The following is a 24,789-nucleotide window of genomic DNA, read 5'->3' as shown; positions in this document are numbered from 1 at the left end:
TAAGAAATACTTATATCAATTCAAAAATAAGGACATGATGATTGGAAATTCGTATATTTAAGTAGCTCTAAATCCAAATGCTGTATGAAAACCTTTTATCAACTGATGCTTTTTGTTTGTTTTATCAACACGAGCATTATACAGGCTCAAAATAATTACCCTCAGAATTATTTCCGGAATCCTTTGAATATTCCCATGCAGCTAGCTGCCAATTTTGGTGCTGTAAGGACAAACCACTTTCATATGGGACTTGATTTAAGAACGAACAGTCAGGAAAATTTGCCGGTTGTTGCCGCAGCAGAAGGATATGTGAGCAGAATAAAAGTGGAACGGTACGGTTTTGGAAATGCAGTGTACATTACTCATCCCAATGGCTATACTACTGTGTATGCCCATTTGAACAAATACTTCAATAAGCTTGATGAATATGTAAAGGAAAGACAATATAAAGACGAAAAGTGGGAACAGGATATCACGTTCCAGCCTGGACAGTTTCCGGTGGAAAAAGGACAGCAAATTGCACTAAGTGGAAATACCGGAGGCTCTGCTGGTCCGCATTTACATTTTGAAATAAGAGATACCAAAACAGAAGAATGTCTTAATCCCTTGCTTTTCGGTTTTGCTATTCCAGATACTGTAGCACCCATTATCAGCGGACTGTATTGGTATGACCGACGTTTCAGTACCTACGAACCTGGCGCGAACGGAATTGCAGTAAAAAAAGCTGGAAATGTTTATACTTCTCATCTCGTTCAGGTTAATTCTCCGGAAATAAGTTTTGCCATTAAAGCCGTAGATAAAGCCAATCAAGGGTTTAATCTGGGGATTTATAACGCAGAATTATTGATGGATGGCAAGTTGATTTATAGTTTTAAAATTGATAAAGTACATTATGACGAGACCCGCTATATCAACGGCTGTATAGATTATACTAAATTCATCAGGGATAAAATGGGAATTCAGCATTTGTCAGTTTTACCGGGGATGAAACTTCAGAATTATAGTCTTTCCAATCTGGCAGGGATTATCAATCTCCCGGATGAAGAGGTTCATACGATTGAAATTATCTTGAAAGATACAAAAGGAAATACAAGCCGGTTAACAACAAAACTTCAGTTCAATAAAACTTCGGACAAAGTATCTTCTACAGGAAAAACGCTAATGCCTAATGAAGGAAAAACAATTTCTACCGAAAATACTGAGATTAATTTCAGCAAAAATACAGTATATGATGCAGTAAATTTCAATGCCTATGAAAAACCGGATAGCGATCCCAATGCGATTTCAAATAGTATTGTTTTGCATAGTCCATATATCCCGGTTCATGTTGAATATACTTTGAAAATAAAACCGAATAGAAAATTAACCAATACAGAAAAAGATAAAGCCGTTATTCTCCTTGATTATGGCAGTGACAAAGATGTCGTCAAGGTACAATGGAATAACGACTGGGCAGAAGGTAAATTCAATAGATTGGGTACCGCAAAATTATTAATAGACAATAATCAGCCATCTGTTTCATCAGGCTGGAGTGAAGGAGCACTGGTTAATAACAGTTCTTTATTGTTAAAAGGAACAACAAAAGTGGGAGATATTGTTTCATTCCGGGCCGAACTGGATGGGAAGTGGCTTCGCTTTGCCCGTGTAAAAGATAATTTTATCTACACCTTTGATGAAAAGTGCCCGAGAGGATCAGGTTCTCATACTTTAAAAGTTACAACAGTAAATACCGCTGGAAATACAAACATACAATCCTTTACTTTCCAGAGATAAATAATCTTTTAATACTTGAATCTTTAAATCTTTTAATTTTAATTAAATAAATTTGCTCTTTAAAAATTAAAATCATTGGAATTTCATCCGTCAATCGAGAAAGCAGGGACTCAGGAAATCAAACTATTTCAGGAAGAAAAACTTCATGAACTTTTGGGGTATCTGGAAGCTCATTCACCTTTTTATCAAAAACTGTTCAGAGAAAATAATATCCATATTGCTGATATCCGTACTTTGGAGGATCTTCAGAAAATCCCTACAACGACGAAGAATGATCTGCAGCAGTACAACCATGATTTTTTCTGCATAACACCGGATAAGATTGTGGATTACAGTACCACTTCCGGAACGTTGGGAGATCCTGTTACTTTCGGGCTTTCGGATAATGATCTCGAAAGACTGGCTTATAACGAAGCGATCTCTTTTGCCTGTGCCGGAATTCAAAAAGGGGATGTTGTTCAGATGATTACCACCATAGACAAAAGGTTTATGGCGGGACTTGCTTATTTTCTGGGGTTAAGAAAAATGGGAGCAAGCGTAGTGAGAATGGGACCTGGAATTCCTGAACTGCAATGGGATTCCATTTTCAGATACAAACCTAAATATCTGATTACCGTTCCTTCTTTCCTGTTGAAAATGATTGACTATGCCGAGAAACATGGATTGGATTATAAAAATTCCAGTGTTTATGGAGCTGTATGTATCGGAGAAAGTATCAAAAACCAGGATTTTACAGATAATATCCTTTCTCAGAAAATCAAGGAAAAGTGGAATATAAAACTTTTTTCAACCTATGCCTCTACAGAAATGAGTACCGCTTTTACAGAGTGCGAATTTCAGATTGGAGGACATCACCACCCGGAACTGATCATTACAGAAATTCTGGACGACAACGGAAACCCTGTACAAGAAGGAGAAAGTGGCGAGCTTACCATCACCACTTTAGGGGTAGAAGCTATTCCTTTGTTAAGATTTAAAACCGGAGATATTGTAAAAGCACACTATGAGCCATGCCCGTGTGGAAGAAGTACAATGAGATTAGGGCCTGTGGTAGGCAGGAAACAACAAATGATCAAATACAAAGGAACAACTTTGTATCCGCCGGCAATGAACGATATTTTGAATGATTTTAATACTATCTTATGCTACCAGATCGTCATTCAGGCTAACGACATCGGACTTGATGAAATTATTATCAAACTAAGCACTGAAGAAGAATACGACAGCTTTGTGAATGAAGTCAGAGATCACTTCCGTGCAAAATTGAGAGTAAGTCCGAAAATTGAAATCATTGACTTTGATATCTTATCTAAAACAGTTTTTAATCCAAACAGCAGGAAACCAATCACTTTTATTGATTTAAGATAAAATTAAAAAATAAAGAGTCAATAGAAGCTTCCTTTTATAATATCTTTGGGCTCTAAAAGTAAAAAGCTAATACACTATGAAAAAACTATTATTGCTGGTCTTTGTAGTTATAATGACCACTGCTTTCGGACAGGAAAAAATGAAATTAGTTGCCGGAAGTTTGGGTGTTTTGAAAGATCAGACTGAAGTAAACGTTGAGGTTAAGTTTGAGAATGTACTATTTATGAAAGAAAATATTACAGAAACTCAATATCTTGAAAACAGGAAAAAACAAGTTCTGGACAATCCTAAAAGAGGAGAAGAGGCATGGAAACAATGGATTGAAGAATGGGAAAAATACAAAAAGGAATATTATGTGGACTATTTTGCAAAGGGTTTGAATAAGACCTATAAAAATATTTCATTTAAAAAAGATGCTGCTGCAAAATATACTCTGCGCTTGGAAACAAATTGGATATTTCCGGGCTGGCATGCCGGGATTACTGCAATGACTGCTGAAATATCAGGTAAAATAAAACTGGTGGAAACAGATAATCCTTCTGTTGTTTTAGCTGAAGTAGAACTTAATAAGTTTGATAAATTTGTGCAAAATAAAGAATTTGTAATGGAGTACGGAAGAATAGCCTCAGCCTATGATTCTGCCGGAAGGTATTTAGGAAGAGAAATTAAAAAGTCTTTAAAATAAAACAAAAAACGGTCTGAAAATTCAGACCGTTTTTTTTATGCTTGGTTTTGCTGCTCCTGTTTTTCTGATTTGATCAGGTTCGCAAGGTTTTTAATAACCGTATCGTGCTTTTTCACAAAAGGATTGTCTTTGTTCCAGACATAACCTGCTAAAACAGCACAGATCTTTTTCTTTACATCCGGATTTTCCGGCTGGTGGAAGAAGAGCTCCTGAAGGTTTCCGGTATACCATTCTTTTACGTATGTTGTGAAAACATCCACTCCATATAAAATGTAGTCTGTGTATTCCCTCTGCCAGTCAATTTTTTCTCCGTTTAATTGTCTTAATGCCAGTTTGGCGGCCAGCATTCCGGATTCTGTAGCAAAAGCCATTCCTGAAGAGAATACCGGATCAAGGAATTCTGAAGCATTCCCGGTTAAAGCAAATCCGTCTCCGAATAAACTTTTTACCGAACAGGAATAATCTTTCAGATGTTTTGGCTCAAAAAGAAAATCTACATTCCCAAAACGTTTTACATAATAATCAGAAAGAGAAATAGCTTTTCTTAAAGCCTCTGTTGTATCTCCGTTCTCAGATAATTTGTCGATATATTCCGTTGGGCCTACAATTCCTAAACTTGTATTTCCGTTGGAAAAGGGAATTACCCAAAGCCATACTTCTGTTTCAATAATATCAAAAGAAATCAAAGTTCCTTCCTCTCCCGGTTCTCTGTTGATATCGTCTACATGAGAGAAAATTGCAGAGTGAGGAGACAGTTTTGAAGGTTTTTCTAAATCAAGCAGACGAGGCAGTACTCTTCCGTAGCCGCTGGAATCAATAACAAACTTAGCATGGATTTCTTTCGTTTCTCCATCTTTAGTTCTTACCGTCGTTACAGAATATGTTCCGTCAAATTGTATGTCAATAACTTCAGTTTCAAATTCAAGATCAATTCCTTTATTAATGACTTCCTGAGCAAGAGTATTATCAAAATCAGCTCTCGGAACCTGCCAGGTCCAGTCCCAGCCTTCCCCGAATTTGTTGCTGAAATCAAAAATGCAGACTTCATCGCCGCGAAGAAAACGTGCTCCAAGCTTTTTTTCAAAGCCCATTTTGTCTAATGCAGGGAAAAGTCCGGCCTCTTCAAAGTGGTCCATTACCCTTGGAATTAAGCTTTCTCCGACAACCAGTCTTGGAAACTTTGTCTTTTCGACTACTTTTACGCTGACATTATTCTTCTTTAAGTAGGAAGAAGACACGCATCCGGAGGGTCCGGCTCCGATTACAAGAACGTCAACAAATTCTTTGCTCATCTTTGATTTTTTATTTTAATAATAACTTTTATCTTTGCCGCAAAATTAGTGACAAATAATTAATATTTTACAAAATTATCAACTATTACTTTTAATTGATGAAAATAAATAACTTTTTAGAACTGAAAGACTTTCAAAAAATTATCATTGAGAATGAAAAAATAGAACTGGATGAATCACTTTTATCAAGAGTGGATAAGAGTTTTCAGTTTTTAAAGGAATTTTCAAAAAATAAAGTAATATATGGTGTAAACACCGGCTTTGGGCCGATGGCTCAGTTCAAAATCAGTGATGAAGATACACACCAGCTTCAGTATAACCTTATAAGAAGCCATTCTTCAGGAATTGGAAACCCTTTACCTGCAGATGAGGTGAAGGCATGTATGCTGGCAAGACTGAATACTTTATCATTAGGGAATTCAGGAGTACATCAGTCTGTGATCTATCTTCTTCAGGAGCTGATCAACAGAGATATTACCCCATTGATATTTGAACATGGAGGAGTAGGAGCAAGCGGCGACCTTGTTCAGCTGGCTCACCTGGCTTTGGTACTGATAGGAGAAGGAGAAGTCTTTTATAAAGGAGAAAGAAAATCTACAAAACAGGTTTTTGAAACTGAAGGATTGGAACCGATAAAAGTAGAGATCCGTGAAGGTCTTGCTTTGATGAACGGAACTTCTGTAATGTCAGGAATCGGTATTGTGAATGCCTATAAAGCGAATCAGCTTACAGATATCTCTCTTAGACTTTCTTGTGCAATTAACGAAATTGTTCAGGCTTATGATGATCATTTATCAGAAGCTTTGAACGGAACCAAAAAACATTACGGTCAGCAGAAAGTAGCAGAAAGAATGCGTGCTCACCTGGCAGACAGTAAACTGATCAGAAAAAGAGAAGATCATCTTTATACTCATTTCGAGGAACAGGAGAAAGTATTCAAGGAAAAAGTTCAGGAATATTATTCTTTAAGATGTGTTCCTCAGATTTTAGGTCCGGTATTGGATACGTTGGAATATACAGAAAAGGTGCTTGAGAACGAGATTAATTCTGCCAATGATAACCCAATCATTAACGTTGAAGACCAACATGTTTACCACGGAGGAAACTTCCATGGAGACTACATCTCTCTGGAAATGGACAAACTTAAGATTGTGGTAACCAAACTGACCATGCTAGCTGAAAGACAGTTGAACTATCTTCTGAATGCTAAAATCAATGAAATTTTGCCTCCTTTTGTAAATTTAGGTAAATTAGGTTTCAATTTCGGGATGCAGGGTGTACAGTTTACGGCAACCTCTACAACGGCGGAGAGCCAGATGCTGTCAAATTCTATGTATGTTCACAGTATTCCAAACAATAATGATAATCAGGATATCGTTAGCATGGGAACCAATGCTGCGGTGATCTGCAGAAAAGTGATTGAAAATGCCTTTGAAGTATTAGCAATCGAAGCGATTACGATTATTCAGGCTGTTGAATATCTTGGGTTCCAGGATAAAGTTTCATCCTCTACAAAAGAGCTGTATGATGAAATCAGAAAAATAATTCCTGCTTTCTCAGATGATATGGTAATGTATCCGTATCTGGAGGAAGTAAAGAGATATCTTAAAGGAATGTAACTATTTGCTGTTCTGGATTGTCTTCAAAGAGACGTATCACTCAACTTAAAAAAACTAAAAACGATATAAACACTAACGCATGAAATGTGCAATTGTAACAGGAGGCTCCAGAGGAATCGGGAAAGCAATCTGTATAAAACTGTCTGAAGAGAAAAACTATCATATCCTTATCAACTACGCTTCAAACGAAGTGGCAGCAAAAGAAACATTGGCTAAAGTTGAAGAATTGGGTGCTACCGGAGAAATCCTTAAATTTGATGTAGGAAACACTGAAGAAACACAAGCTGTTTTAACTGAATGGCAGGATAGAAACCCTGATTCAGTGGTAGAAGTTATTGTCAATAATGCTGGAATCACAAGAGATGGCCTTTTTATGTGGATGCAGAAAGAAGACTGGAATAGCGTGATCAATACAAGTCTGGATGGATTTTTCAATGTAACTAATTTCTTTATCCAAAAGCTGCTTCGTAACAAATACGGAAGAATCATCAATATGGTTTCGGTATCCGGTGTAAAAGGAACAGCCGGTCAAACGAATTACTCTGCAGCAAAAGGAGCTGTGATAGGTGCTACAAAAGCTCTTGCTCAGGAAGTTGCCAAAAGAAATGTTACCGTAAATGCTGTTGCTCCGGGTTTCATCAAAACAGATATGACCCAGGACTTTAATGAAGAAGAACTGAAAGCAATGATTCCTGCCAACAGATTTGGAGAAGCGGAAGAAGTGGCGGATCTTGTAGCATTTTTAGCATCTAAAAAATCTTCTTACATTACAGGAGAAGTGATTAATATTAACGGAGGAATTTATTCATAACATGGAAAATAGGGTTGTAATTACCGGAATGGGAATTTATTCCTGCATCGGGACGTCTTTAGAAGAGGTCAGGGAATCCCTATATCAAGGAAAATCCGGTATTGTTTTAGATCCGGATAGAAAAGAATTTGGTTTCAGGTCTGGCCTTACAGGAGTTGTTCCAAAACCCGATCTGAAAAACCTCTTAAACAGACGCCAGCGTATCAGTATGGGAGAAGAAAGCGAATATGCGTATCTGGCTACTATGGATGCATTGAAGCAGGCGAATCTGGATGAAGAGTTCCTGAATTCTCATGAAGTGGGAATTTTATATGGAAACGACAGTGTTTCCCAGGCAGTCGTAGAATCTATTGATATTGCCAGGGAAAAGAAAGATACTACATTGATGGGGTCGGGAGCGATCTTCAAATCAATGAATTCAACAGTGACAATGAACCTTTCAACTATTTTTAAACTGAAAGGAATCAATCTTACCATCAGTGCAGCCTGCGCAAGTGGATCCCATTCATTGGGACTGGCTTATATGATGATCAAAAATGGTTTTCAGGACATGATTATCTGTGGCGGTGCTCAGGAAACTAATAAATATTCTATGGCGAGCTTTGACGGGCTGGGAGTTTTTTCAGCCAGAGAAGATGAACCCACAAAAGCATCCAGACCTTTCGATGCAGAAAGAGACGGATTGATTCCAAGCGGAGGTGCTGCCAGTCTGATTGTTGAAAGCTTAGAATCTGCCCAAAGAAGAGGTGTTCCAATCATTGCAGAAATTATCGGATACGGTTTTTCTTCAAACGGAGGTCATATTTCAACACCCAATGTAGACGGACCTGCTTTGGCCATGGACAGAGCATTAAAACAGTCAGGATTAAAAGCTTCAGACATCGATTATATCAATGCTCATGCGACTTCTACTCCAATTGGTGATGCCAACGAGGCAAAAGCAATCTATGAGATTTTCGGTAGTGAAGTTCCTGTAAGTTCTACCAAATCTATGACCGGACATGAGTGCTGGATGGCGGGTGCAAGTGAAGTGATCTACTCTATTCTGATGATGCAGAACGATTTTGTAGCTCCCAATATTAATCTGGAAAATCCTGATAATGAAGCACAAAAGATAAATTTGGTCGCAAAAACAAAAAATCAAAAAATTGATGTATTTTTGTCGAATTCTTTTGGGTTTGGGGGAACCAATTCTGCACTAATAGTAAAAAAATTTGATTAAAAACATGGAAAGGGAAAAAATTGTTGCCATCGTTAATGATTTTCTGGTAAACGAATTCGAGGTAGACGGAGACGAAATCAGTAATGATGCCAACCTTAAAAATACACTGGGCTTAGACAGCCTGGATTATATCGACATGGTAGTCGTGATCGAATCCAATTTCGGCGTGAAATTAGGAGAAGCTGATTTCAAAAAAATGGTAACATTTGATGATTTCTATACAACGATTGAAAATAAGATTGCTGAAAAAAACGCTTAGTTATTGAGTAAATCTTTATTCTATAAAATGGGCCAATGTAATAATATCAGGGTGATCCGGTAACGGTTACTTTTAAAAAAGGTATTATTACATTGGTTCTCTGTTATATTAAATTCTATATATGAACAAGTGGAAAGGTAAATCTAAAGGAACAGTACTCGGATACAGAATATTCGTCTGGTGTATTAGAAATATCGGAATCAGAAGTTCATATGGGGTGCTTTACTTTGTAGCAGCCTATTATTCACTGTTTCAGAAGAAGAGTAATCAATATATACGGTATTACTTTCAGAAAAGACTGAACTATGGATACTGGAAATCCAAAGCCTTTATATTTAAAAGTTATTTTACCTTCGGAAAAGTTCTGATTGATAAAACGGCAATTTCTGCCGGGCTCAGAGGCAAATACACTTATGAGTTTGACGGTATTGAAAATCTCAGAGATCTTTTAGGTGCTAAAAAAGGAGGAGTGCTGATCAGTGCCCATATCGGTAATTTTGAAATTGCAGAGCATTTTTTTGCAGATATCGACTTCGACTGCCAGATCAATCTCGTGACCACAGATCAGGAAGTTACCGTGATTAAAGAATATCTGGAGAGCGTTGCCGTAAAAGAAAGTAATATCAAGTTCATCTATGTAAAAGAAGATATGTCGCATATCTTTGAGATCAATAAAGCTTTATCCGAAAATGAGCTGATTTGCTTCACCGGAGACCGTTATTTTGAAGGATCCAAATATCTGGAGGCAGAATTGTTGGGAAAGAGCGCAAAGTTTCCGGCGGGTCCTTTTATGATCGCCTCAAGATTAGGAGTTCCTGTGATCTATGTCTATGTAATGAAAGAAAATAATCTTCATTATCATCTGTATGCAAGAGTGGCCCAGAATATCAAAAACCGAGATTCACAAGGGCTTTTGCAGTCTTATGTTCAGAATCTTGAAACCATGGTGAAAAAATATCCTCTTCAATGGTTTAATTATTTTGATTTTTGGGATGATGTTGATTAATTTTTCTATTTTTATCCCATAAAAACAAACGAAAAACTAAAAACCATTAAGATTTACTGAGAATTAAGATCATTAAATAGTATTTTCCAAATAAAATTTCTTTGTTTACTGTACCAAAGTAATCTTTAAATATCTTAAATTCCCTGTTTCTTAATTATTAAAAGCACGTTCTCTTTTGAAGAAAGCATATGACATACTTGTAATCGGCAGCGGATTGGGAGGTCTTGTTTCGGCTCTTATTTTGGCGAAAGAAGGTATGAAAGTGTGTGTTCTTGAGAAAAATAATCAATACGGAGGAAATCTGCAGACCTTTTCACGGGACAAACTGATTTTTGATACAGGTGTCCATTATCTCGGAGGGCTGTCCAAAGGGCAGAATCTGAACCTCTTCTTTTCCTATCTGGAAATTATGGATGATCTGGAGCTTCAGCTGATGGATGAAGATGGCTATGACAGGATCAGTTTTGGAGAAGATGAAATAGAATATCCACATGCACAGGGCTATCAGAATTTCGTTGAGCAGCTTTCTAAGTATTTTCCTGAAGAGAAAGTAAACCTTGAAAACTACTGTGAAGAGATTCAGTATGTCTGCAGCCAGTTTCCAAGATATCATGTGGTAGGAAAAGATAATTACAACGAGGAAATACTGCATCTTAATACCAAAAGATTTATTGAATCCGTTACCCAGAACAAAAGGCTTCAGGCTGTTTTACTGGGTTCCAATTTTTTATATGCCGGAGACTCTGAAGATATACCTTTCTATGTACATGCTTTAACGGTAAATTCTTATATCCAAAGCGCCTACAAATGTGTAAAAGGAGGCAGCCAGATCTCTAAACTTCTGATCAGAAAACTTCGGGAATATGGAGCGGAAATACACAAACATTCAGAAGTTTCGGACTTTGTTTTTAATGAAAATAATGTACTGGTATCCGTAAAAACGAAAGAAGGAAAAGAATATTCAGCAAAACAGTTTATTTCAAATATAGAGATTCGTTCCACTATTAAACTAATTGGAGAGGAAAGACTTAAGAAATCCTTTCTGAACAGGGTTTTGAGCTGGAAGCCGGTTTCATCATGCTTTAGTATTTATCTGGTTTTAAGACCTCACAGTCTTCCGAATTTCAATTACAACAGATATCATTATTCATCAGAAGAACAGGTCTGGAATGCATTCCGTTACCGGAAAGAATCATGGCCGGAAACCTATATGCTTTCATCCACGCCCTCGAAGCATCATCCTGAATTTGCAGAAAGTCTGACTGCAATTTCCTATATGGATTTTGATGAGGTTAAAGAATGGGAAAATACATTCAATACCGTAGCGGATGAGCATGAAAGAGGAGAAGCGTATGAAAGATTTAAACTTGAAAAAACAGAAAAAATGCTTGATGCTCTGGAAAAGAAAATTCCTAATCTAAGGCATGCCATCAAAACAATATATACTTCTTCTCCCTTGTCTTACCGTGACTATATCGGGAATTTTGAAGGAAATATGTACGGATACATGAAAAGCTCGGAGAATCCTCTTAAAACAATGGTTTCTCCCCGTACCAAAATCGACAATCTGTTTCTTACCGGACAATCCGTTAATATGCACGGGATTTTAGGTGTTACCATTGGTGCTTTTAATACGTGTGCGGAAATCTTAGGAAAAGAGACTATAGATATTCGGTTGACACAAATGATTAATAAAAACTAAAGTGAAAAAAACGAATTCCATTTATTCATCCTATAAAAGAACTCTTCTTTACCTTGCTTTTTGTTTTTTCCTCACTTCCTGCGGAATATCAAAATCTATCCGTCATATTCCTGATGTAAAACAGTATTCGCTGGAGGTTCCGAAAGTAGCCCGTATCAATGACAGTACTTTCAGTTATAATCAGAATTACCTTACAAAAAACAAGCAGCAGCTCTGGGAACTTTATATCAAAGGAAATCCTTTGCAGCTGGGATATAATAATGGAGCATTGACTCAAAGTTTAATGCAGAAACAGGAAGGAATCTTCTTTTCAAAAGTTGAAGGATTTGTACCGTCAAAATTTAAGCAGAGGCTGCTAAGAGGCTTTTTAAAATGGTACAACAGAAAAATGTATCTCAATGTAAGAGAAGATTATCAGGCAGAATTGTATGGTTTGTCACAATATTCATCTGATCAATATGATTTTATCGCTCCGAAATATTTAAGAAACCTTTACCTGCATGGAGCTCATGATATTGGGCATGCAATGCAGGATCTCGCTATGGTAGGCTGTACTTCTCTTGCGGTTTGGAATGAAAATACAGAAGATGGTGATCTGCTGATCGGAAGAAATTTCGATTTTTATGTAGGAGATGATTTTGCAAAAAATAAGTTGGTAGAATTTGTTCAGCCGGAAGAAGGAATCCCATACATGTCAGTAAGCTGGCCGGGAATGATTGGTGTGGTGTCCGGGATGAATAAAGAAGGAATTACAGTAACTATTAACGCTGGAAAATCAAAAATTCCTTTAACGGCAAAAACGCCTATTTCCCTTGTTACAAGAGAAATTCTGCAATATGCTAAAAATATTGAGGAAGCGATTGCCATTGCTAAAAAAAGGAAAGTTTTTGTTTCAGAATCCATTCTTGTGGGAAGTGCTGCGGATAAAAATGCAGTCATCATTGAAGTTTCACCTAAAAATTTCGGAGTGTACAGAGTACAAAATACCAGCAGGGTTCTTTGCACCAATCATTTCCAGTCTGACGCCTATAAAGATGATAAAAGAAATCAGAAACATATTGAAGAAAGCCATTCTGAATACCGTTATGAAAGACTTCAGGAGCTTTTACAGGAAGAAAAAAAGATGACCCCGGAAAAGATGGCTTCCATTTTAAGGAACAGATCCGGTTTAAAGGATGAAAGTATTGGTTATGGTAATGAAAAAGCACTCAATCAGCTCTTGGCACATCATGCCGTTATATTTTCGCCTCAGAAAAAACTGGTCTGGGTGTCTTCAAATCCTTATCAGCTTGGAGAATTTGTATGTTATGATCTGAACGAAATCTTTTCAGAAAAAGGATTGCAGCCTGATGACTTTTCAAAATCAAGTCTGAATATTCCACATGATCCCTTCGCAGATTCTGAAGAATTCCAAAACTATGAATTGTCTAAAATGTACGGTAAAGAAATAAATGAGGCTGCCGACGATAAAAATACACTGTTAACAGATGATGTTATCCCTTCTTATCAATCTATGAATCCGGATTTTTGGCTGGTCTACTATCAATCAGGAAAATATTATTTTAACAAAAAAGAATACTTAAAGGCAAAAATTGAATTTGAAAAAGCTTTGACGAAAGAGATTACGACTGTTCCAGACAGAAAAAATGTAGAAAAATACCTGAAGAAGACTTTAAAGAAACTGAAATGATCCCTAAATATATAAAACTGCTGTTCTGCATTCCCTTTGTCATCATTATTGGCTATTCTGTTTATTTGTGTACGGTTTACAGCTCAATACCTGAAATCATAACCATTCATGGATATGGAAATATGAAAGACAATTACGGAAGTAAAATATTTCTGATAATGCCTGTAATTATGAATTTAGTTATTCTGCTTTTTATCTGGTTGGTTATCAGTAGGCCGGATAAGATAAAATTTACTTTTGAAATTGACGAAAACGAAAGAGAAAAAATATATCATATAACGCAATTAGCTCTGGTAATTATTGCGATATTTGTCACCATCATGATGACGCCATTAGCATTTTCTGATATTGTTTATAAATAATTGAATATGACAAAACTTTTAACCCTATTCCTTACTGTATGGTCTCTCTTATCATTTTCTCAGGACAGAAAAGAGATCGGAAATACTTTTATCAAAACCTTACTGGTAGATAAAAATATAGAAAAAGCACATTCTTACTTTGATCCTTCAGTAGCAGGACAGATTCCCGTGGAGCAGCTTAAGGCTATCACAGAACAGCTTCAGGGACAGATAGGAGGATTAAAAAATATCCTGGAAGTGAATAATGAAGGAAATATCTATTATTACTATTCCGAATTTGAAAAAACAAAACTGGATGTTCAGCTTACTTTTGGTGAGAATAATAAAATGCTGGGTTTCTTTTTAGTTCCTCACAAAATATTTGAAAAACCGGATGAGAAGACTACACTGAAAATAAAAAGCGATGGTATTGAACTGAATGGAACACTGCTGGTTCCTCCGTCGAATGATAAAAAGAAACTGGTTATTTTTGTTCATGGTTCCGGAGCGAATGACAGAGACGAAACAATTGGAGAAAACAAACCCTTTAAAGATATTGCAGAATACCTTTTAGCCAACGGAATTGCTTCCTACCGATATGATAAAAGAAACTATTCTTACCCTGAGACATTGAATGAAAAATCTACCGTAGAAGAGGAAACCATCAATGATGCCGTAAATGCAGCTCTTTATTTTAAAAATAATCCTGAGTATAAAGGATATCAGATTATCATTCTGGGACACAGCCAGGGAGCTTATATGATGCCTAAGATTGCAGAAAAAGCACAAGTTTCGAAGTATGTTTTTATGGCTGGAAATGCGAGACCACTACAGGATTTATTAGTAGAACAGTACGAATATCTTCACTCTATGGATCCAGCTAAAGTACCTGCTGAAGCTGTTCAGGAAGTGAAAAAACAGGTCGCATTTTTAAATTCACCCCAATTTAACTTAAATTCACCAGCAACAGAGCTTCCTTTGGGGCAGCCTGCTCCGTATTGGAAATATTTAAAGGACTATAATCAGCTTAAAGAGGTAAAAAAAATCAAAGCTCCCATGTTCTTTGCACAAGGAGGAAGAGATTATCAGGTGACAGAGAAAGATTTCAACCTGTGGAAAGAAACATTGAAAAATGATAAAACAGCCGTTTTTAAATTTTATCCAACATTAAGTCATTTATTCATTGCAGGTTCCGGAAAACCATCTCCAAAGGATTATGAAACAAAGGGGAAGGTGGATGAACAGTTTTTAAAAGACCTTACACAGTTTATTCTGAAATAATTTCTTTTCCTTTTTATGAAATTTATAATAAATGAATACGTTTGTTTGGTGTGATTTATGTGTTTTTAATAATTTACATATATTTATGTAACATTTCAGATTGTTTTTCTACTAACTATTAAATCTATTAATATTTGTTAAAAAGTAATCTAAATGAAAAAATTTCGACTTAGTGTTAAGCTGTTGTTGTTTTGTTCACTTTTCGGTGCAGGGATAGTATCTGCTCAAAAATATGAACAGACAATTAAGGATTATATCAATTTTGCTCAAGGCTCATTCCAGAGAGTAAGCCCGGAACTGAAAACATTTAAAATCATTAATATAGATCCTTCAAAGAGCTTAAATGGAGATGTTGTAGGCATACAGCAAACGATTAACGGAATCCCTGTTTTCGGAAGTTCTGCCAATGTTTTAATCAGAGACGGAAAAGTTTTAAACTTTGCAGATACTTTTATTAAGAATTATCCTTCTGCAATTAAAGGTAAAGAAAGTGGCAGAAAAGACGTTTTAGTAGCATCCACAATTGAAAAACTGAACGGATTGTCTTCCGTAAAGAATATTGATGGGAAAGAAAGTCCGATAGCGGCTAATGCTGTTTATTTTGCAAAAGGAGGTGAGTTGATCCTTGGGTATCAGTTTTATGTTGAAGAAAAAGGAACTGGTAATGTATGGAATACCATCGTAAGTACAGAGGATGCTACTATTTTATATCAGGAAAATACCACTTTATCATGTAGCTTTCACGATGAATCCTTTGATCATCATGCCGGATCACCATTACAAAATACTCAAGTTGTTTTTCCTGCCAATATAGCAGCTGCAAACCTTCAGAATTCTGCAAACTTGGTATTAGTACCAGATAATGCTTCTTATAATGTGTTCGCATTCCCTACGGAAGCACCTACATTTGGTGCAAGAACACTGCTTACAAATCCATGGGATCTGACAGCTTCACCGGAAGGGTGGCACTCTGATGGAACTAACCATTATACGATAACAAGAGGTAACAATGCCTTTGCATATACTGACGAAAATAATACTAATATAGCGCAGTTCTCTCCTGATGGAGGAGCCAACAGAGCATTTGATTTTCCTTTAGATGTAACGGCTGCCCACACTACCTATACTTCAGCAGCAGTAACCAATTTATTCTATAATTCAAATAAAATGCATGATGTATTTTATAAGTTTGGATTTACGGAATCTGCAAGAAATTATCAGGTAAATAACTTTGGAAACGGAGGTGCAGGTAACGATCCTGTTCTTGCGGAATCAAGAGATGGTAGTGGTCTTAATAATGCCAACTTTAATCCAGGTGCTGATGGAACCAGTGGAAGAATGCAGATGTTCCTTTTTTCACCTGCCGGAAATGTAAGGTATCTTTATTACAATTCACCATCAACCTATACTGCCAGAGCTCCAATAGCTACTACTGCTAATTTTGGACCTCAGATTATGGGTAATCCGCCTGTGACAGGAGATCTTGCTCTTTCTACTCCAGCTGATGCATGTACAGCGGTTACAGCTGGAAGCCTTATAGGAAAGATTGCAGTGGTAAATGCTGCAGGATGTGGGTTTGCTGTTAAAACAAAGAATTTACAGAATGCAGGTGCAGTAGGAGTTATACAATACCACCCGTCAAGCAATACTCCTGTAGGAATGGGAGGAACAGATGCTACCATTACAATTCCTACCATTATGGTTGGTATGTCAGAAGGTCAGTTTCTGGTGAATGACCTAACTAACGGTATTGTAGGAAATGCAACATTAAAGACAACTGCGGTTTATAAAGATGCAAGTTTAGATAATGGAGTAATCAGTCATGAGTATGGCCACGGTATTTCCAATCGTCTTACGGGAACAGGAAGTTCATGTTTATCTTATATTTCATCTAATGAGCAGATGGGAGAAGGGTGGTCGGATTTCTTTGCCTTGATGATGACAACTAGACCTGGAGATACTTCTACCATTGCAAGAGGTGTAGGGACTTTTGTTTCAGGGGAAGGAACTACAGGATTAGGAATAAGACCTGCAAAATATTCACCTGATTTTACAATCAATGATTATACATATGGCCGTACTAACGGGATGAAAGTAAATGCAAATAATCCAGTTGTTGGAGCACTTACTGTTCCGGATGTTCATAGCATAGGATTTATCTGGGCTTCAATGCTTTGGGATCTTAACTGGAAATATGTAGATAAATATGGATATAACAGTAATGTTCTGGCAGATCCGAACAGTGGAAGTGCGAAAGTTCTACAGCTGGTAATGGATGCTCTTAAACTACAGCCATGTAATCCTACGTTTGTACAGGGAAGAGATGCAATTCTTGCTGCTGACCAGGCATCCACTGGAGGACAAAATAAATGTATGATCTGGACTACATTTGCTAAAAGAGGATTAGGGGTGAATGCCTCTGCGGGTGCTCTTAACGGTTTAGCATTTGGTGCTAATCAACCTTTGCCGGAAATGAGTGATCAGGTTGAAGATTTTACAATCCCTGCAGAATGTGCTACATTGGCCGTAAAAGAAATTAATGATTCTAAAGGAATATCGATCTATCCAAATCCTGTAAGAAATGAATTCACGATAAAAACTCCATCTGATCTAAAGTTATCAGGAATCACTACAGTTTCTATCTATGATTTTACAGGAAAACTGATTTCTAAGGAAAGTATCAACCTTAATAAGCAGAATACGATCAGTGCAGAAAAGTTGATCAATGGAGCTTATATTGTAAAAGTCAATAACGACTCAATTGATTATTCTCAAAAGATTATTGTTTCTAAATAAGAAATCATAATAACTAATTGTGATGAGCCTGGAACTTTGTTCCGGGCTTTTTTAATTATTTTCCGGGCTTACTTTATTCAGAAACAGAAAAGAAGTTATCCCTGCAATAGCAGAAAGTGTAGTGCTTAAGATAAAACTGCCGATGATATATTGTACCAGATTGTTTTTAATCAGTTCAAAGTTTAAATCCTGGTTTAAAATATCGCTGTCACCACTTACAAATGGAGCACCCAGAAACAGAGAAGTCGCAATAATAAAAGGAATAAACGGAGGAAGGCTCACATTGGAGGCCACAAATGCAAGTACTTTATTGAGTTTAAAAAGTACAGATAAACTGATGACTAAAAGTGTCTGAAACCCCCAGAACGGTGAAAGTCCTATAAAGACTCCCAATGCAATAGAAAAGGCCTTTGTACGGTTGCTTCCGTCACTTTCTAAGACATCTTCCTGAATGAACTTTTTAAAGCTTTTTTTTTTGAAATTATTCAGAAAATTTCTAGGAATAATATAAAATAAAGTGATCGTTACCAGAATTGTATTCAGAATACTGATTCTCGTAAAATCTTTGAAAGGTCGGAAATGTGAAACACGTTCTGCCGGATCATACAAAACTTTGATTGGAACATTCTTTACCGGAACATGTCTCCATGCGGTTCTTACAATGATTTCAATTTCAAATTCAAACTTAGGGGTAAAATATTTCTTTGGAATTCTATGCAAAGGATAAAGCCTGTAACCGGATTGTGTATCTTCCAGTTTAATTCCGGTTTCAAACCAAAACCAGAAATTGGAAAAACGGTTTCCAAAGCTGCTTTTCTTGGGAATACCATCCTGAGACATATTTCTGTTTCCAATCAGAAGAACCTCCTCTTTTTCCTGAAGAAGGGCCTCTACAAATACAGGAATATCATCCGGATAATGCTGCCCGTCCGAATCAATGGTGATAGCATAACCATATCCTGATTTCTTTGCCGCTCTAAAACCTGTTTTAAGGGCATTCCCCTTTCCTTTGTTCTCCGGTAAAGAGATTATCATGATCTGAGGATATTGGGCAAGAATCTGAGGGGTAGAATCGGTGGAACCGTCATTGACCACAATAATACTTCCGGTGTAGTTGAGAACACCGTCAATAACCCTGTTCAGAGTCTTTTCATTATTGTAGGTAGGTATTAAAACGCATATCTTCTTTTCAGAAATTGCATTTTGTACTTCAGCAAGGGACATTCTTTTATTTTAAAGTGGCTCTTTCCGCCTCTGTAATGGTTTTAGACTGCATTGCAAACCTTTTGATGTAGCTTTTTAATGCTGCATTTTGTTTGCTGTAATTATTCAGAAGAAATGCTTTATCATCCTTCAGGCTTCCACGGTATCCAACAATTTTAGGGATGTTTTCCTGAACACTCATTCTGATCAGACGAAGTTCCGCATTGCTGGGGTTACTTTTGATAACCGCTTCAAGACTTGTAGCACCTGTTTTAACCAGCGATTTTCTGTTGCTTTTGACAACTTTTGCTTCCATAATCTTCGCCGCGGCTTTATACCCTACAGTCACCGCATCAGAACCGGATTGTTTTTCCGCGGTTTCAATGAAGTTTTGTGTATTACTGCTAGATTCATTGGCTTTAGCATAGCTGTTTCTCAGCGTTTCAAGGTCAGACTGAAAGAAAAAGACAAATGCTGTTATGAATGAGAAGATAAGATTCATGACGATAATTTTTTATAGCTTACAGACAATTTTAATGCAATAGTCTCGCCAAAAGAAGTTATATTTTTTACTTTCACATCTTCTTCACTTTCATTAATATCCAGTTGAAGTACCAGATCAGGTGTTTCAAAAGGATTGATAATTGCCATGAATTTTACATTGGATGCTGTTTTCAGAAACAATTTTGAATCTGTAAATTCCTCTGTCAGTTCTTTAATGATCTGCATCATACAAACACCGGGAGTCACCGGATTTCCAGGGAAATGGCCTTTGAAAATATCGTGGTCTTTATTAAGATGGATGTGAGCAGTAAACTTTCCGTCTTCTGCTTTCTCATAGGATGTTAATGTATAAAAATCTGTAAGAATGGTTTGCATGATCTTATTTTTTAAGATTAAATGTACAATACAATCTGATCTGAAAAGAACTCAAATAGGGTACAATTTTTCTATTGGAAATTACTCTGTTTCGGTTATTTGAAATAGTTTTATATTGATCTTAAAATCTTTGTGCTGTAGATTTAAGCTATCCGCGAAGATAGGTTTTTTTGCATCAAAAGTAAAATCGATTTTTTCCTTATTATTTTTCGTGTAAATGATTTGTTTTAGTAAGTTGTTTTCCTTGTTGAAGAATAGATAATAGCTTTTATTCTCAATTTTTGAAAGATAGATTCTAGCATTGTCATTCTCAAAACTTTCGCTCACAGGATATTGTCTTTTCAATAGCTGCTGAAAATCATTTTTTAGAAAATTGATGACTATTTTTTTATCCAGATCAGGAAGTACATAATTTAACTTGAAATTATCATCAGAAACCTCGAAATCAATCAGTTTATTCCCAAAATCTGATGTTAAAGCGACACGGTGCGTTGTTTCATTCAGTTTTTTGATGATCAGAATTCCGCTCACATGGTTTTTATAAATGTCCATCTGGCATTTGTATACATAATCTTCACCTGAAGAAAAGTATAAATTCTCAACCATCTTTTCAGAAGAGGAAACAGGTTTTACTTCTGTTAACTTGTACGTTTTACAGGAAGCAGCCAGAATCAGGATCAGGCTATAAAGTAAACTCTGACGCAGGAATTGAAGCATTGATCTTGGTGTTTTTGAAAACAATATTCGTGGTATCTCCGGAAGCCTCGGTCATATTCACCTGAGAAACCGTCGACTGATTCTTTGGAAAATACAGCTCGATCTGTTTGATGTATTTCAATAGTTGTGATGTTTTAGGAATAAACTTCGCGATATTGTAATTTCCATTCTTAAAATAAGTTACGGTAAATTCCGGATCATTGAACATCGTTCCGTTTGAGCTTCCTACAATCAGCTTATTGATTTTTTCAAATGTTTTGCTCTTGGCATCTACAGACGATTTTTTCCCCTGGTCATTGATAAAGATCTTGTTGCTTTTAAAAACAATACTGTATTGATAAGGTTTTGTATATTTCCAGCTCAGCATGTTGGGAGTCTGCAGGGACATTCTTCCGTAAGTAACAATGCTCTTATCCAGGAAGTCCATTTTTTTTGTCTGGGTAAAATCACTCTGTAACGTTTTGATCTCTTTAGTCTCCGAAGATACTTTCGACACAAATGCTTTGGCTTCAGCTCCTGACATGGCCGCGTTTTGTGCAAAAAAGAAACCGGAAACCAGTAAGAATGCTCCTAAAGCAATATTTTTAATCATTTCTATTTGAATTTATAATTGTATCAACCGTAAAAGTTGAATATTTTTTGTCCTCCAAAAATACTAATAAATCTGCCAGCACGCGGAAGGTCTTTTCCGAAGTGTCATGAAGGAGGATAATACTTCCTTTTTTCAAGCTTTTAGTAACTCTGCTGTAGATTTTCTTTTCATCATCAATGATGGTGTCCAAAGACCTTACATTCCATCCGATGCTTACTTTATGCGTTCTTTTGATCGCTTTTGCAATATTGGGATTCGTCACTCCAAAAGGAGGTCTGTAAAGATGGGTTGTTATATTTCCCGAGTTTTTAATGACATTGTCGCATTTTTCAATTTCTTCAATCATTTTTGAAGCAGATAAAAATCCTGTGGAATTGGCATGTGATAAGGTATGATTTCCGATCGTATGACCTTCTGCAATGATTCTCTGAAATGTTTCAGGATACTTCTCAACCTGTTTTCCAATACAGAAAAAGGTGGCTTTTACCTGATGTTCTTTAAGCAGATCTAAAAATTTTGGTGTAAATTCAGTTGGGCCATCATCAAAAGTAAGAGCAACTTCTTTGATCTTTGTACGCTTATGAGTGATACTGTTGACAAAATATCCCAGTTCAATATCAAAAGAGCCCCAGACTACCACCGCAGAAAAAGCAAAAAAACAAAACAGATATACCCAAAAACTTCCGTGGAACGCATAAATAAAAACATTACAGAAGAGATAGAACAGGATGAAGAGGTAGTGTTTCATTGCTGAGGTTTATTTATATTGAACTTGTTATTATGAGTTGTATGGTCATAATGTTTATTGTGTACCATTGCCACTCCGCAGAAGTCTAGACTAATCTAGATTCCACGCTTCGCTCTGAATGACAAACAGACTGTATAATTTTCAATTTCAACAATTATGCCTTTTCCAATAATACCAAGCTGTGATCATTTCCTGCCAGGTGATTGTAAAGAAGTATATTTTTCACACTTTCCTTTTTCTCAGAATTGATCATCATAATTTCCGGGATCTGCTGTTCCTTAAGGATATGACAGGCCATAAATGTTGAAAAACCGCTGGCTGTATTGAATTCTCCGCTCAAATGCTTGTAATAAAGCAAAGATGAGTCCGGAAACACGTCCATTGCTTTGGTATAATAAACATCAGAATCTGCATCTCCGCTGAATCCTAAGATAACAGCATCAATATCATGAGCTGAAAGATTGTTTTGAGTTAAGAAATTTTGGATAAAATCCTGCACTTCATTCAACTCTACTTTGTTACTGATACTAATGTTTTTAAGTTTTGCATATGTACTTTCAGTCTTATTTTTTCCTACAACAAAGAAGCTGGCGCCTTCACCCCAAACTACTCCATTGGTAGTGGACTTTAGGTAGTCAACGGGAAGATCTGTTTCTTTTTTAATCGTATTATTTAAACAGTAAAGCTCCATTGTTCTGTTTGTCTGTTCGTCTGTAGAACCCACAAGCACATTTTCTGCTTCTCCGTCATTGATCTGAAGCTGAGCATCCAACAATGAAAATTCCAGTGAAGAAGAAGTATTTACATACGTGAAGTTGTAAGCATGGCACTGTAATCCCAAAGCAATCTGTCCTGCTACGGTATTGTGCGTAGACTGGATGAAAAAGGTAGGCGTAAGGAATTCTTCATGATTATCAATTACATTTTTCAGAAACTTCTCTGAATCCTGTGAGCAACCCATTCCGGTTCCTACGATGATGGCATCCGGTTGTTTGATACCTGCTTCTTTTAAAGCGTAATGCGAGGCTACGGAACTCATTTTTACCGTTTTAGACATTCTTCTGATCATGGCTGGCGGAATGAATTCTTTGTAATTAGGTTCTATCGCTTTGATGATATTTGAAGAATGCCCAGAAGTAAGGTTCTGAAGAATATTTCCGTTTAAAGTGTCCTGAACTGAGATACAGGATGCACTGTTGATGTATACTGCACTCATGATTTAGAGAAAATTAAGGTAGAACAGTTTCCTCCAAATCCGAATGAGTTAGAAAGCACATGATTGATATTTTTCTCTTTCAGTTCGGTAACAGGAGTAAGGTCAAACTCTTCCATTTTTGTTTTGAAATTCAGGTTCGGGAAGATAACATTGTTTTGCATAGCTAAAATTGAGAATACCGCTTCAATTCCTGCAGCTGCAGCCAAAGTATGTCCTGTAAATGCTTTTGTAGAGCTGAATTCAGGAACCTGGTTTTCGCCGAAGATTCTTATCATAGCAATTCCCTCAGATAAATCATTATTAGGAGTCGCCGTACCGTGAACGTTGATGTAATCTATATTTTCTTTAGCTAATCCTGAGATTTTCAAAGCTTGCTGCATTGCTAAAAATGCTCCCTGTCCGTTTTCTGAAGATGCGGTCTGATGGTGTGCATCATTGGCATTTCCATATCCGGAAAGATAAGCCAGGACTTTTTTGTTTTCTTTTTTGACTATTTCTTCAGATTCAAGGACTAAGAAAGCCGCAGCTTCCCCAAGGTTCAGCCCTTTTCTGTTGTGGTCAAAAGGGGTGTTATAGGAATCCGTAAGAATCATCAGGGTATTGAAACCATTCAAAGTAAATTTTGACAGTGAATCTGTTCCTCCCACAATGACACGGTCCAAAATTCCGTTTTTGATCAGCTTAGCACCCATCATAATAGTATTGGCTGCTGATGAACACGCTGTACTGATGGTGGAAACCATACCTTTTAATTCCAGATAATCTGCAATAGCCAATGAAGAACTTCCGGCATCGTGAGCATCAATATATTTTTGCTTTTCAGGAAAGTCTTCGTAAGAGTAGAAGTATTTTTCAGTAATATCCATTCCTCCAACGCTCGTAGAAGAGATAAGCCCGGTTCTGCAGCTATTGATATCTGAAATTCCTGCACTTTCTACAGCTTCTTTAGCAGCAATCATTCCCAGTAAAGAAGTTCTTGTTACATTATTGTCTTCATCAAGCTGAAGTTTCTGTACAAGCGCTTCATTGGATAATTTTATTTCACCCGTTTTAATGATTCCAGCATGACGGGTTTCAAACATTTCGATATCCGAAATTCCGTGTTTTCCGGTTTGTAATGAAATAAAATTTTCCTCCACATTGTTTCCGATGGAGGAAATGATGCCCATTCCTGTTATGGCAATTTTTTGACTCATGGTTTAAGATAACATAACAATACGGCAATCTGATAATTCACTAATCATTACCACATCGTTATACTGTTAGACTGTTGTATTAATTTATTTTGTTCTGTTGTCTTCGATAAATTTAGCCATCGTATCAATAGACTGGAAAATTTCCTTTCCTTTTTTAGGGTCAGCTAATTTTATTCCGTAGTCTTTATCAAGAAGAACAATCAGTTCCAAAGCGTCGATAGAATCTAATCCTAATCCTCCTCCGAACAACGGATCAGTATCTTTGATTTCTTCTACAGATACATCTTCAAGATTAAGAACTTCAATAATTTTGTGTTTCAATTCTGTTTTTAAGTTTTCCATAATTAAGTTGTTTATCAGTGTTTCAGTATATCATGAAGATCATTACATCAT

Annotated in this window: 23 protein-coding genes; 13 read left to right on the top strand and 10 right to left on the bottom strand. The window is 36.6% G+C overall.

Annotated features, from left to right (window positions below; genetic code table 11):
* The first annotated feature begins 84 nt into the window (after positions 1–84).
* The 3 genes from ACTJIP_RS18010 to ACTJIP_RS18000 all read left to right on the top strand — a co-directional run bounded on the left by ACTJIP_RS18010 (position 85) and on the right by ACTJIP_RS18000 (position 3,826).
* The gene (locus ACTJIP_RS18010) at positions 85–1,773 is read left to right on the top strand and encodes a M23 family metallopeptidase (RefSeq protein ID WP_077419526.1); all 1,689 of its coding nucleotides are present in this window, start codon (positions 85–87) and stop codon (positions 1,771–1,773) included.
* A gap of 75 nt (positions 1,774–1,848) precedes the next feature.
* Positions 1,849–3,141, top strand: coding sequence for a phenylacetate--CoA ligase family protein (locus ACTJIP_RS18005; protein ID WP_440704910.1), 1,293 nt, complete (start codon positions 1,849–1,851; stop codon positions 3,139–3,141).
* A 76-nt stretch (positions 3,142–3,217) separates the two neighbouring features.
* The gene (locus ACTJIP_RS18000; protein ID WP_139348606.1) at positions 3,218–3,826 is read left to right on the top strand and encodes a hypothetical protein; all 609 of its coding nucleotides are present in this window, start codon (positions 3,218–3,220) and stop codon (positions 3,824–3,826) included.
* 35 nt (positions 3,827–3,861) lie between these two features.
* On the opposite strand, the gene ACTJIP_RS17995 is transcribed toward ACTJIP_RS18000, so the two are convergent.
* Positions 3,862–5,118, bottom strand: coding sequence for an NAD(P)/FAD-dependent oxidoreductase (locus ACTJIP_RS17995; protein WP_440704909.1), 1,257 nt, complete (start codon positions 5,116–5,118; stop codon positions 3,862–3,864).
* Positions 5,119–5,216: 98 nt separating this feature from the next.
* On the opposite strand from ACTJIP_RS17995, the gene ACTJIP_RS17990 reads away from it, so the two are divergent.
* From ACTJIP_RS17990 to ACTJIP_RS17945, 10 genes are all read left to right on the top strand, one after another.
* Positions 5,217–6,737, top strand: a complete 1,521-nt coding sequence (locus ACTJIP_RS17990) for an HAL/PAL/TAL family ammonia-lyase (RefSeq protein WP_077419530.1) — start codon at positions 5,217–5,219, stop codon at positions 6,735–6,737.
* Between the two features lie 79 nt (positions 6,738–6,816).
* Positions 6,817–7,548: a 3-oxoacyl-ACP reductase FabG gene (fabG, locus tag ACTJIP_RS17985; RefSeq protein WP_440704908.1), complete on the top strand. Its 732-nt coding sequence runs from the start codon at positions 6,817–6,819 to the stop codon at positions 7,546–7,548.
* 1 nt (position 7,549) lies between these two features.
* Positions 7,550–8,770, top strand: coding sequence for a beta-ketoacyl-[acyl-carrier-protein] synthase family protein (locus tag ACTJIP_RS17980; RefSeq protein WP_077419532.1), 1,221 nt, complete (start codon positions 7,550–7,552; stop codon positions 8,768–8,770).
* Positions 8,771–8,774: 4 nt separating this feature from the next.
* Positions 8,775–9,029, top strand: a complete 255-nt coding sequence (locus ACTJIP_RS17975; RefSeq protein ID WP_047377388.1) for an acyl carrier protein — start codon at positions 8,775–8,777, stop codon at positions 9,027–9,029.
* A 121-nt stretch (positions 9,030–9,150) separates the two neighbouring features.
* On the top strand, positions 9,151–10,035 hold the full coding sequence (locus ACTJIP_RS17970; RefSeq protein WP_219071888.1) for an LpxL/LpxP family acyltransferase: 885 nt from the start codon (positions 9,151–9,153) through the stop codon (positions 10,033–10,035).
* 175 nt (positions 10,036–10,210) lie between these two features.
* Positions 10,211–11,737, top strand: a complete 1,527-nt coding sequence (locus ACTJIP_RS17965; RefSeq protein WP_077419534.1) for a phytoene desaturase family protein — start codon at positions 10,211–10,213, stop codon at positions 11,735–11,737.
* Position 11,738: 1 nt separating this feature from the next.
* On the top strand, positions 11,739–13,427 hold the full coding sequence (locus tag ACTJIP_RS17960; protein ID WP_440704907.1) for a C45 family autoproteolytic acyltransferase/hydolase: 1,689 nt from the start codon (positions 11,739–11,741) through the stop codon (positions 13,425–13,427).
* Complete coding sequence (locus ACTJIP_RS17955; RefSeq protein WP_180564749.1) at positions 13,424–13,789, top strand: hypothetical protein; 366 nt, start codon at positions 13,424–13,426, stop codon at positions 13,787–13,789. The genes ACTJIP_RS17960 and ACTJIP_RS17955 overlap by 4 nt, the downstream gene beginning before the upstream one ends.
* A 6-nt stretch (positions 13,790–13,795) precedes the next feature.
* The gene (locus ACTJIP_RS17950; RefSeq protein WP_228408920.1) at positions 13,796–15,049 is read left to right on the top strand and encodes an alpha/beta hydrolase; all 1,254 of its coding nucleotides are present in this window, start codon (positions 13,796–13,798) and stop codon (positions 15,047–15,049) included.
* 153 nt (positions 15,050–15,202) lie between these two features.
* Positions 15,203–17,845: a T9SS-dependent M36 family metallopeptidase gene (locus tag ACTJIP_RS17945; RefSeq protein WP_440704906.1), complete on the top strand. Its 2,643-nt coding sequence runs from the start codon at positions 15,203–15,205 to the stop codon at positions 17,843–17,845.
* A 51-nt stretch (positions 17,846–17,896) separates the two neighbouring features.
* Here ACTJIP_RS17945 and ACTJIP_RS17940 read toward each other — a convergent pair whose 3' ends face one another.
* From ACTJIP_RS17940 to ACTJIP_RS17900, 9 genes are all read right to left on the bottom strand, one after another.
* The gene (locus ACTJIP_RS17940) at positions 17,897–19,069 is read right to left on the bottom strand and encodes a DUF2062 domain-containing protein (protein WP_077419538.1); all 1,173 of its coding nucleotides are present in this window, start codon (positions 19,067–19,069) and stop codon (positions 17,897–17,899) included.
* Positions 19,070–19,073: 4 nt separating this feature from the next.
* Positions 19,074–19,550 carry a hypothetical protein gene (locus tag ACTJIP_RS17935; protein ID WP_077419539.1) on the bottom strand — a complete coding sequence of 159 codons (477 nt, stop codon included), beginning with the start codon at positions 19,548–19,550 and terminating at the stop codon, positions 19,074–19,076.
* Positions 19,547–19,927, bottom strand: coding sequence for a 3-hydroxyacyl-ACP dehydratase (locus tag ACTJIP_RS17930; protein WP_077419540.1), 381 nt, complete (start codon positions 19,925–19,927; stop codon positions 19,547–19,549). The genes ACTJIP_RS17935 and ACTJIP_RS17930 overlap by 4 nt, the downstream gene beginning before the upstream one ends.
* 81 nt (positions 19,928–20,008) lie before the next feature.
* The gene (locus tag ACTJIP_RS17925) at positions 20,009–20,644 is read right to left on the bottom strand and encodes a hypothetical protein (RefSeq protein ID WP_077419541.1); all 636 of its coding nucleotides are present in this window, start codon (positions 20,642–20,644) and stop codon (positions 20,009–20,011) included.
* A complete protein-coding gene (locus ACTJIP_RS17920) occupies positions 20,610–21,236 on the bottom strand; it encodes a LolA family protein (protein ID WP_077419542.1) in 627 nt (208 codons plus the stop codon). Before ACTJIP_RS17920 ends, ACTJIP_RS17925 begins: the two co-directional genes overlap by 35 nt.
* Complete coding sequence (locus tag ACTJIP_RS17915) at positions 21,229–21,984, bottom strand: polysaccharide deacetylase family protein (RefSeq protein ID WP_440704905.1); 756 nt, start codon at positions 21,982–21,984, stop codon at positions 21,229–21,231. The genes ACTJIP_RS17920 and ACTJIP_RS17915 overlap by 8 nt, the downstream gene beginning before the upstream one ends.
* Before the next feature lie 154 nt (positions 21,985–22,138).
* A complete protein-coding gene (locus ACTJIP_RS17910; protein ID WP_440704904.1) occupies positions 22,139–23,200 on the bottom strand; it encodes a beta-ketoacyl synthase N-terminal-like domain-containing protein in 1,062 nt (353 codons plus the stop codon).
* Positions 23,197–24,396, bottom strand: a complete 1,200-nt coding sequence (locus tag ACTJIP_RS17905; RefSeq protein ID WP_440704903.1) for a beta-ketoacyl-[acyl-carrier-protein] synthase family protein — start codon at positions 24,394–24,396, stop codon at positions 23,197–23,199. Before ACTJIP_RS17905 ends, ACTJIP_RS17910 begins: the two co-directional genes overlap by 4 nt.
* A gap of 84 nt (positions 24,397–24,480) precedes the next feature.
* A complete protein-coding gene (locus tag ACTJIP_RS17900; RefSeq protein WP_034692439.1) occupies positions 24,481–24,738 on the bottom strand; it encodes a phosphopantetheine-binding protein in 258 nt (85 codons plus the stop codon).
* Positions 24,739–24,789 lie beyond the last annotated feature (51 nt).

Source organism: Chryseobacterium sp. 22543, from assembly GCF_052044565.1.
Lineage (GTDB): Bacteria > Bacteroidota > Bacteroidia > Flavobacteriales > Weeksellaceae > Chryseobacterium.
Note: the sequence above shows the minus strand (reverse complement) of the source record. Positions and strands in the feature narration are given on the sequence as shown.

Excerpts from the sequence above, each read along its gene's own strand:
- ACTJIP_RS17930 (WP_077419540.1), bottom strand. The coding sequence starts at position 19,927 with ATGCAAACCATTCTTACAGATTTTTATACATTAACATCCTATGAGAAA.
- ACTJIP_RS17900 (WP_034692439.1), bottom strand. The coding sequence starts at position 24,738 with ATGGAAAACTTAAAAACAGAATTGAAACACAAAATTATTGAAGTTCTT.
- ACTJIP_RS17995 (WP_440704909.1), bottom strand. The coding sequence starts at position 5,118 with ATGAGCAAAGAATTTGTTGACGTTCTTGTAATCGGAGCCGGACCCTCC.
- ACTJIP_RS17925 (WP_077419541.1), bottom strand. The coding sequence starts at position 20,644 with ATGCTTCAATTCCTGCGTCAGAGTTTACTTTATAGCCTGATCCTGATT.
- ACTJIP_RS17970 (WP_219071888.1), top strand. The coding sequence starts at position 9,151 with ATGAACAAGTGGAAAGGTAAATCTAAAGGAACAGTACTCGGATACAGA.
- fabG (WP_440704908.1), top strand. The coding sequence starts at position 6,817 with ATGAAATGTGCAATTGTAACAGGAGGCTCCAGAGGAATCGGGAAAGCA.
- ACTJIP_RS17935 (WP_077419539.1), bottom strand. The coding sequence starts at position 19,550 with ATGAATCTTATCTTCTCATTCATAACAGCATTTGTCTTTTTCTTTCAG.
- ACTJIP_RS17990 (WP_077419530.1), top strand. The coding sequence starts at position 5,217 with ATGAAAATAAATAACTTTTTAGAACTGAAAGACTTTCAAAAAATTATC.
- ACTJIP_RS17955 (WP_180564749.1), top strand. The coding sequence starts at position 13,424 with ATGATCCCTAAATATATAAAACTGCTGTTCTGCATTCCCTTTGTCATC.
- ACTJIP_RS17940 (WP_077419538.1), bottom strand. The coding sequence starts at position 19,069 with ATGTCCCTTGCTGAAGTACAAAATGCAATTTCTGAAAAGAAGATATGC.
- ACTJIP_RS17980 (WP_077419532.1), top strand. The coding sequence starts at position 7,550 with ATGGAAAATAGGGTTGTAATTACCGGAATGGGAATTTATTCCTGCATC.
- ACTJIP_RS17920 (WP_077419542.1), bottom strand. The coding sequence starts at position 21,236 with ATGATTAAAAATATTGCTTTAGGAGCATTCTTACTGGTTTCCGGTTTC.
- ACTJIP_RS17945 (WP_440704906.1), top strand. The coding sequence starts at position 15,203 with ATGAAAAAATTTCGACTTAGTGTTAAGCTGTTGTTGTTTTGTTCACTT.
- ACTJIP_RS17915 (WP_440704905.1), bottom strand. The coding sequence starts at position 21,984 with ATGAAACACTACCTCTTCATCCTGTTCTATCTCTTCTGTAATGTTTTT.
- ACTJIP_RS18010 (WP_077419526.1), top strand. The coding sequence starts at position 85 with ATGAAAACCTTTTATCAACTGATGCTTTTTGTTTGTTTTATCAACACG.
- ACTJIP_RS17905 (WP_440704903.1), bottom strand. The coding sequence starts at position 24,396 with ATGAGTCAAAAAATTGCCATAACAGGAATGGGCATCATTTCCTCCATC.
- ACTJIP_RS17950 (WP_228408920.1), top strand. The coding sequence starts at position 13,796 with ATGACAAAACTTTTAACCCTATTCCTTACTGTATGGTCTCTCTTATCA.
- ACTJIP_RS18000 (WP_139348606.1), top strand. The coding sequence starts at position 3,218 with ATGAAAAAACTATTATTGCTGGTCTTTGTAGTTATAATGACCACTGCT.
- ACTJIP_RS17975 (WP_047377388.1), top strand. The coding sequence starts at position 8,775 with ATGGAAAGGGAAAAAATTGTTGCCATCGTTAATGATTTTCTGGTAAAC.
- ACTJIP_RS17910 (WP_440704904.1), bottom strand. The coding sequence starts at position 23,200 with ATGAGTGCAGTATACATCAACAGTGCATCCTGTATCTCAGTTCAGGAC.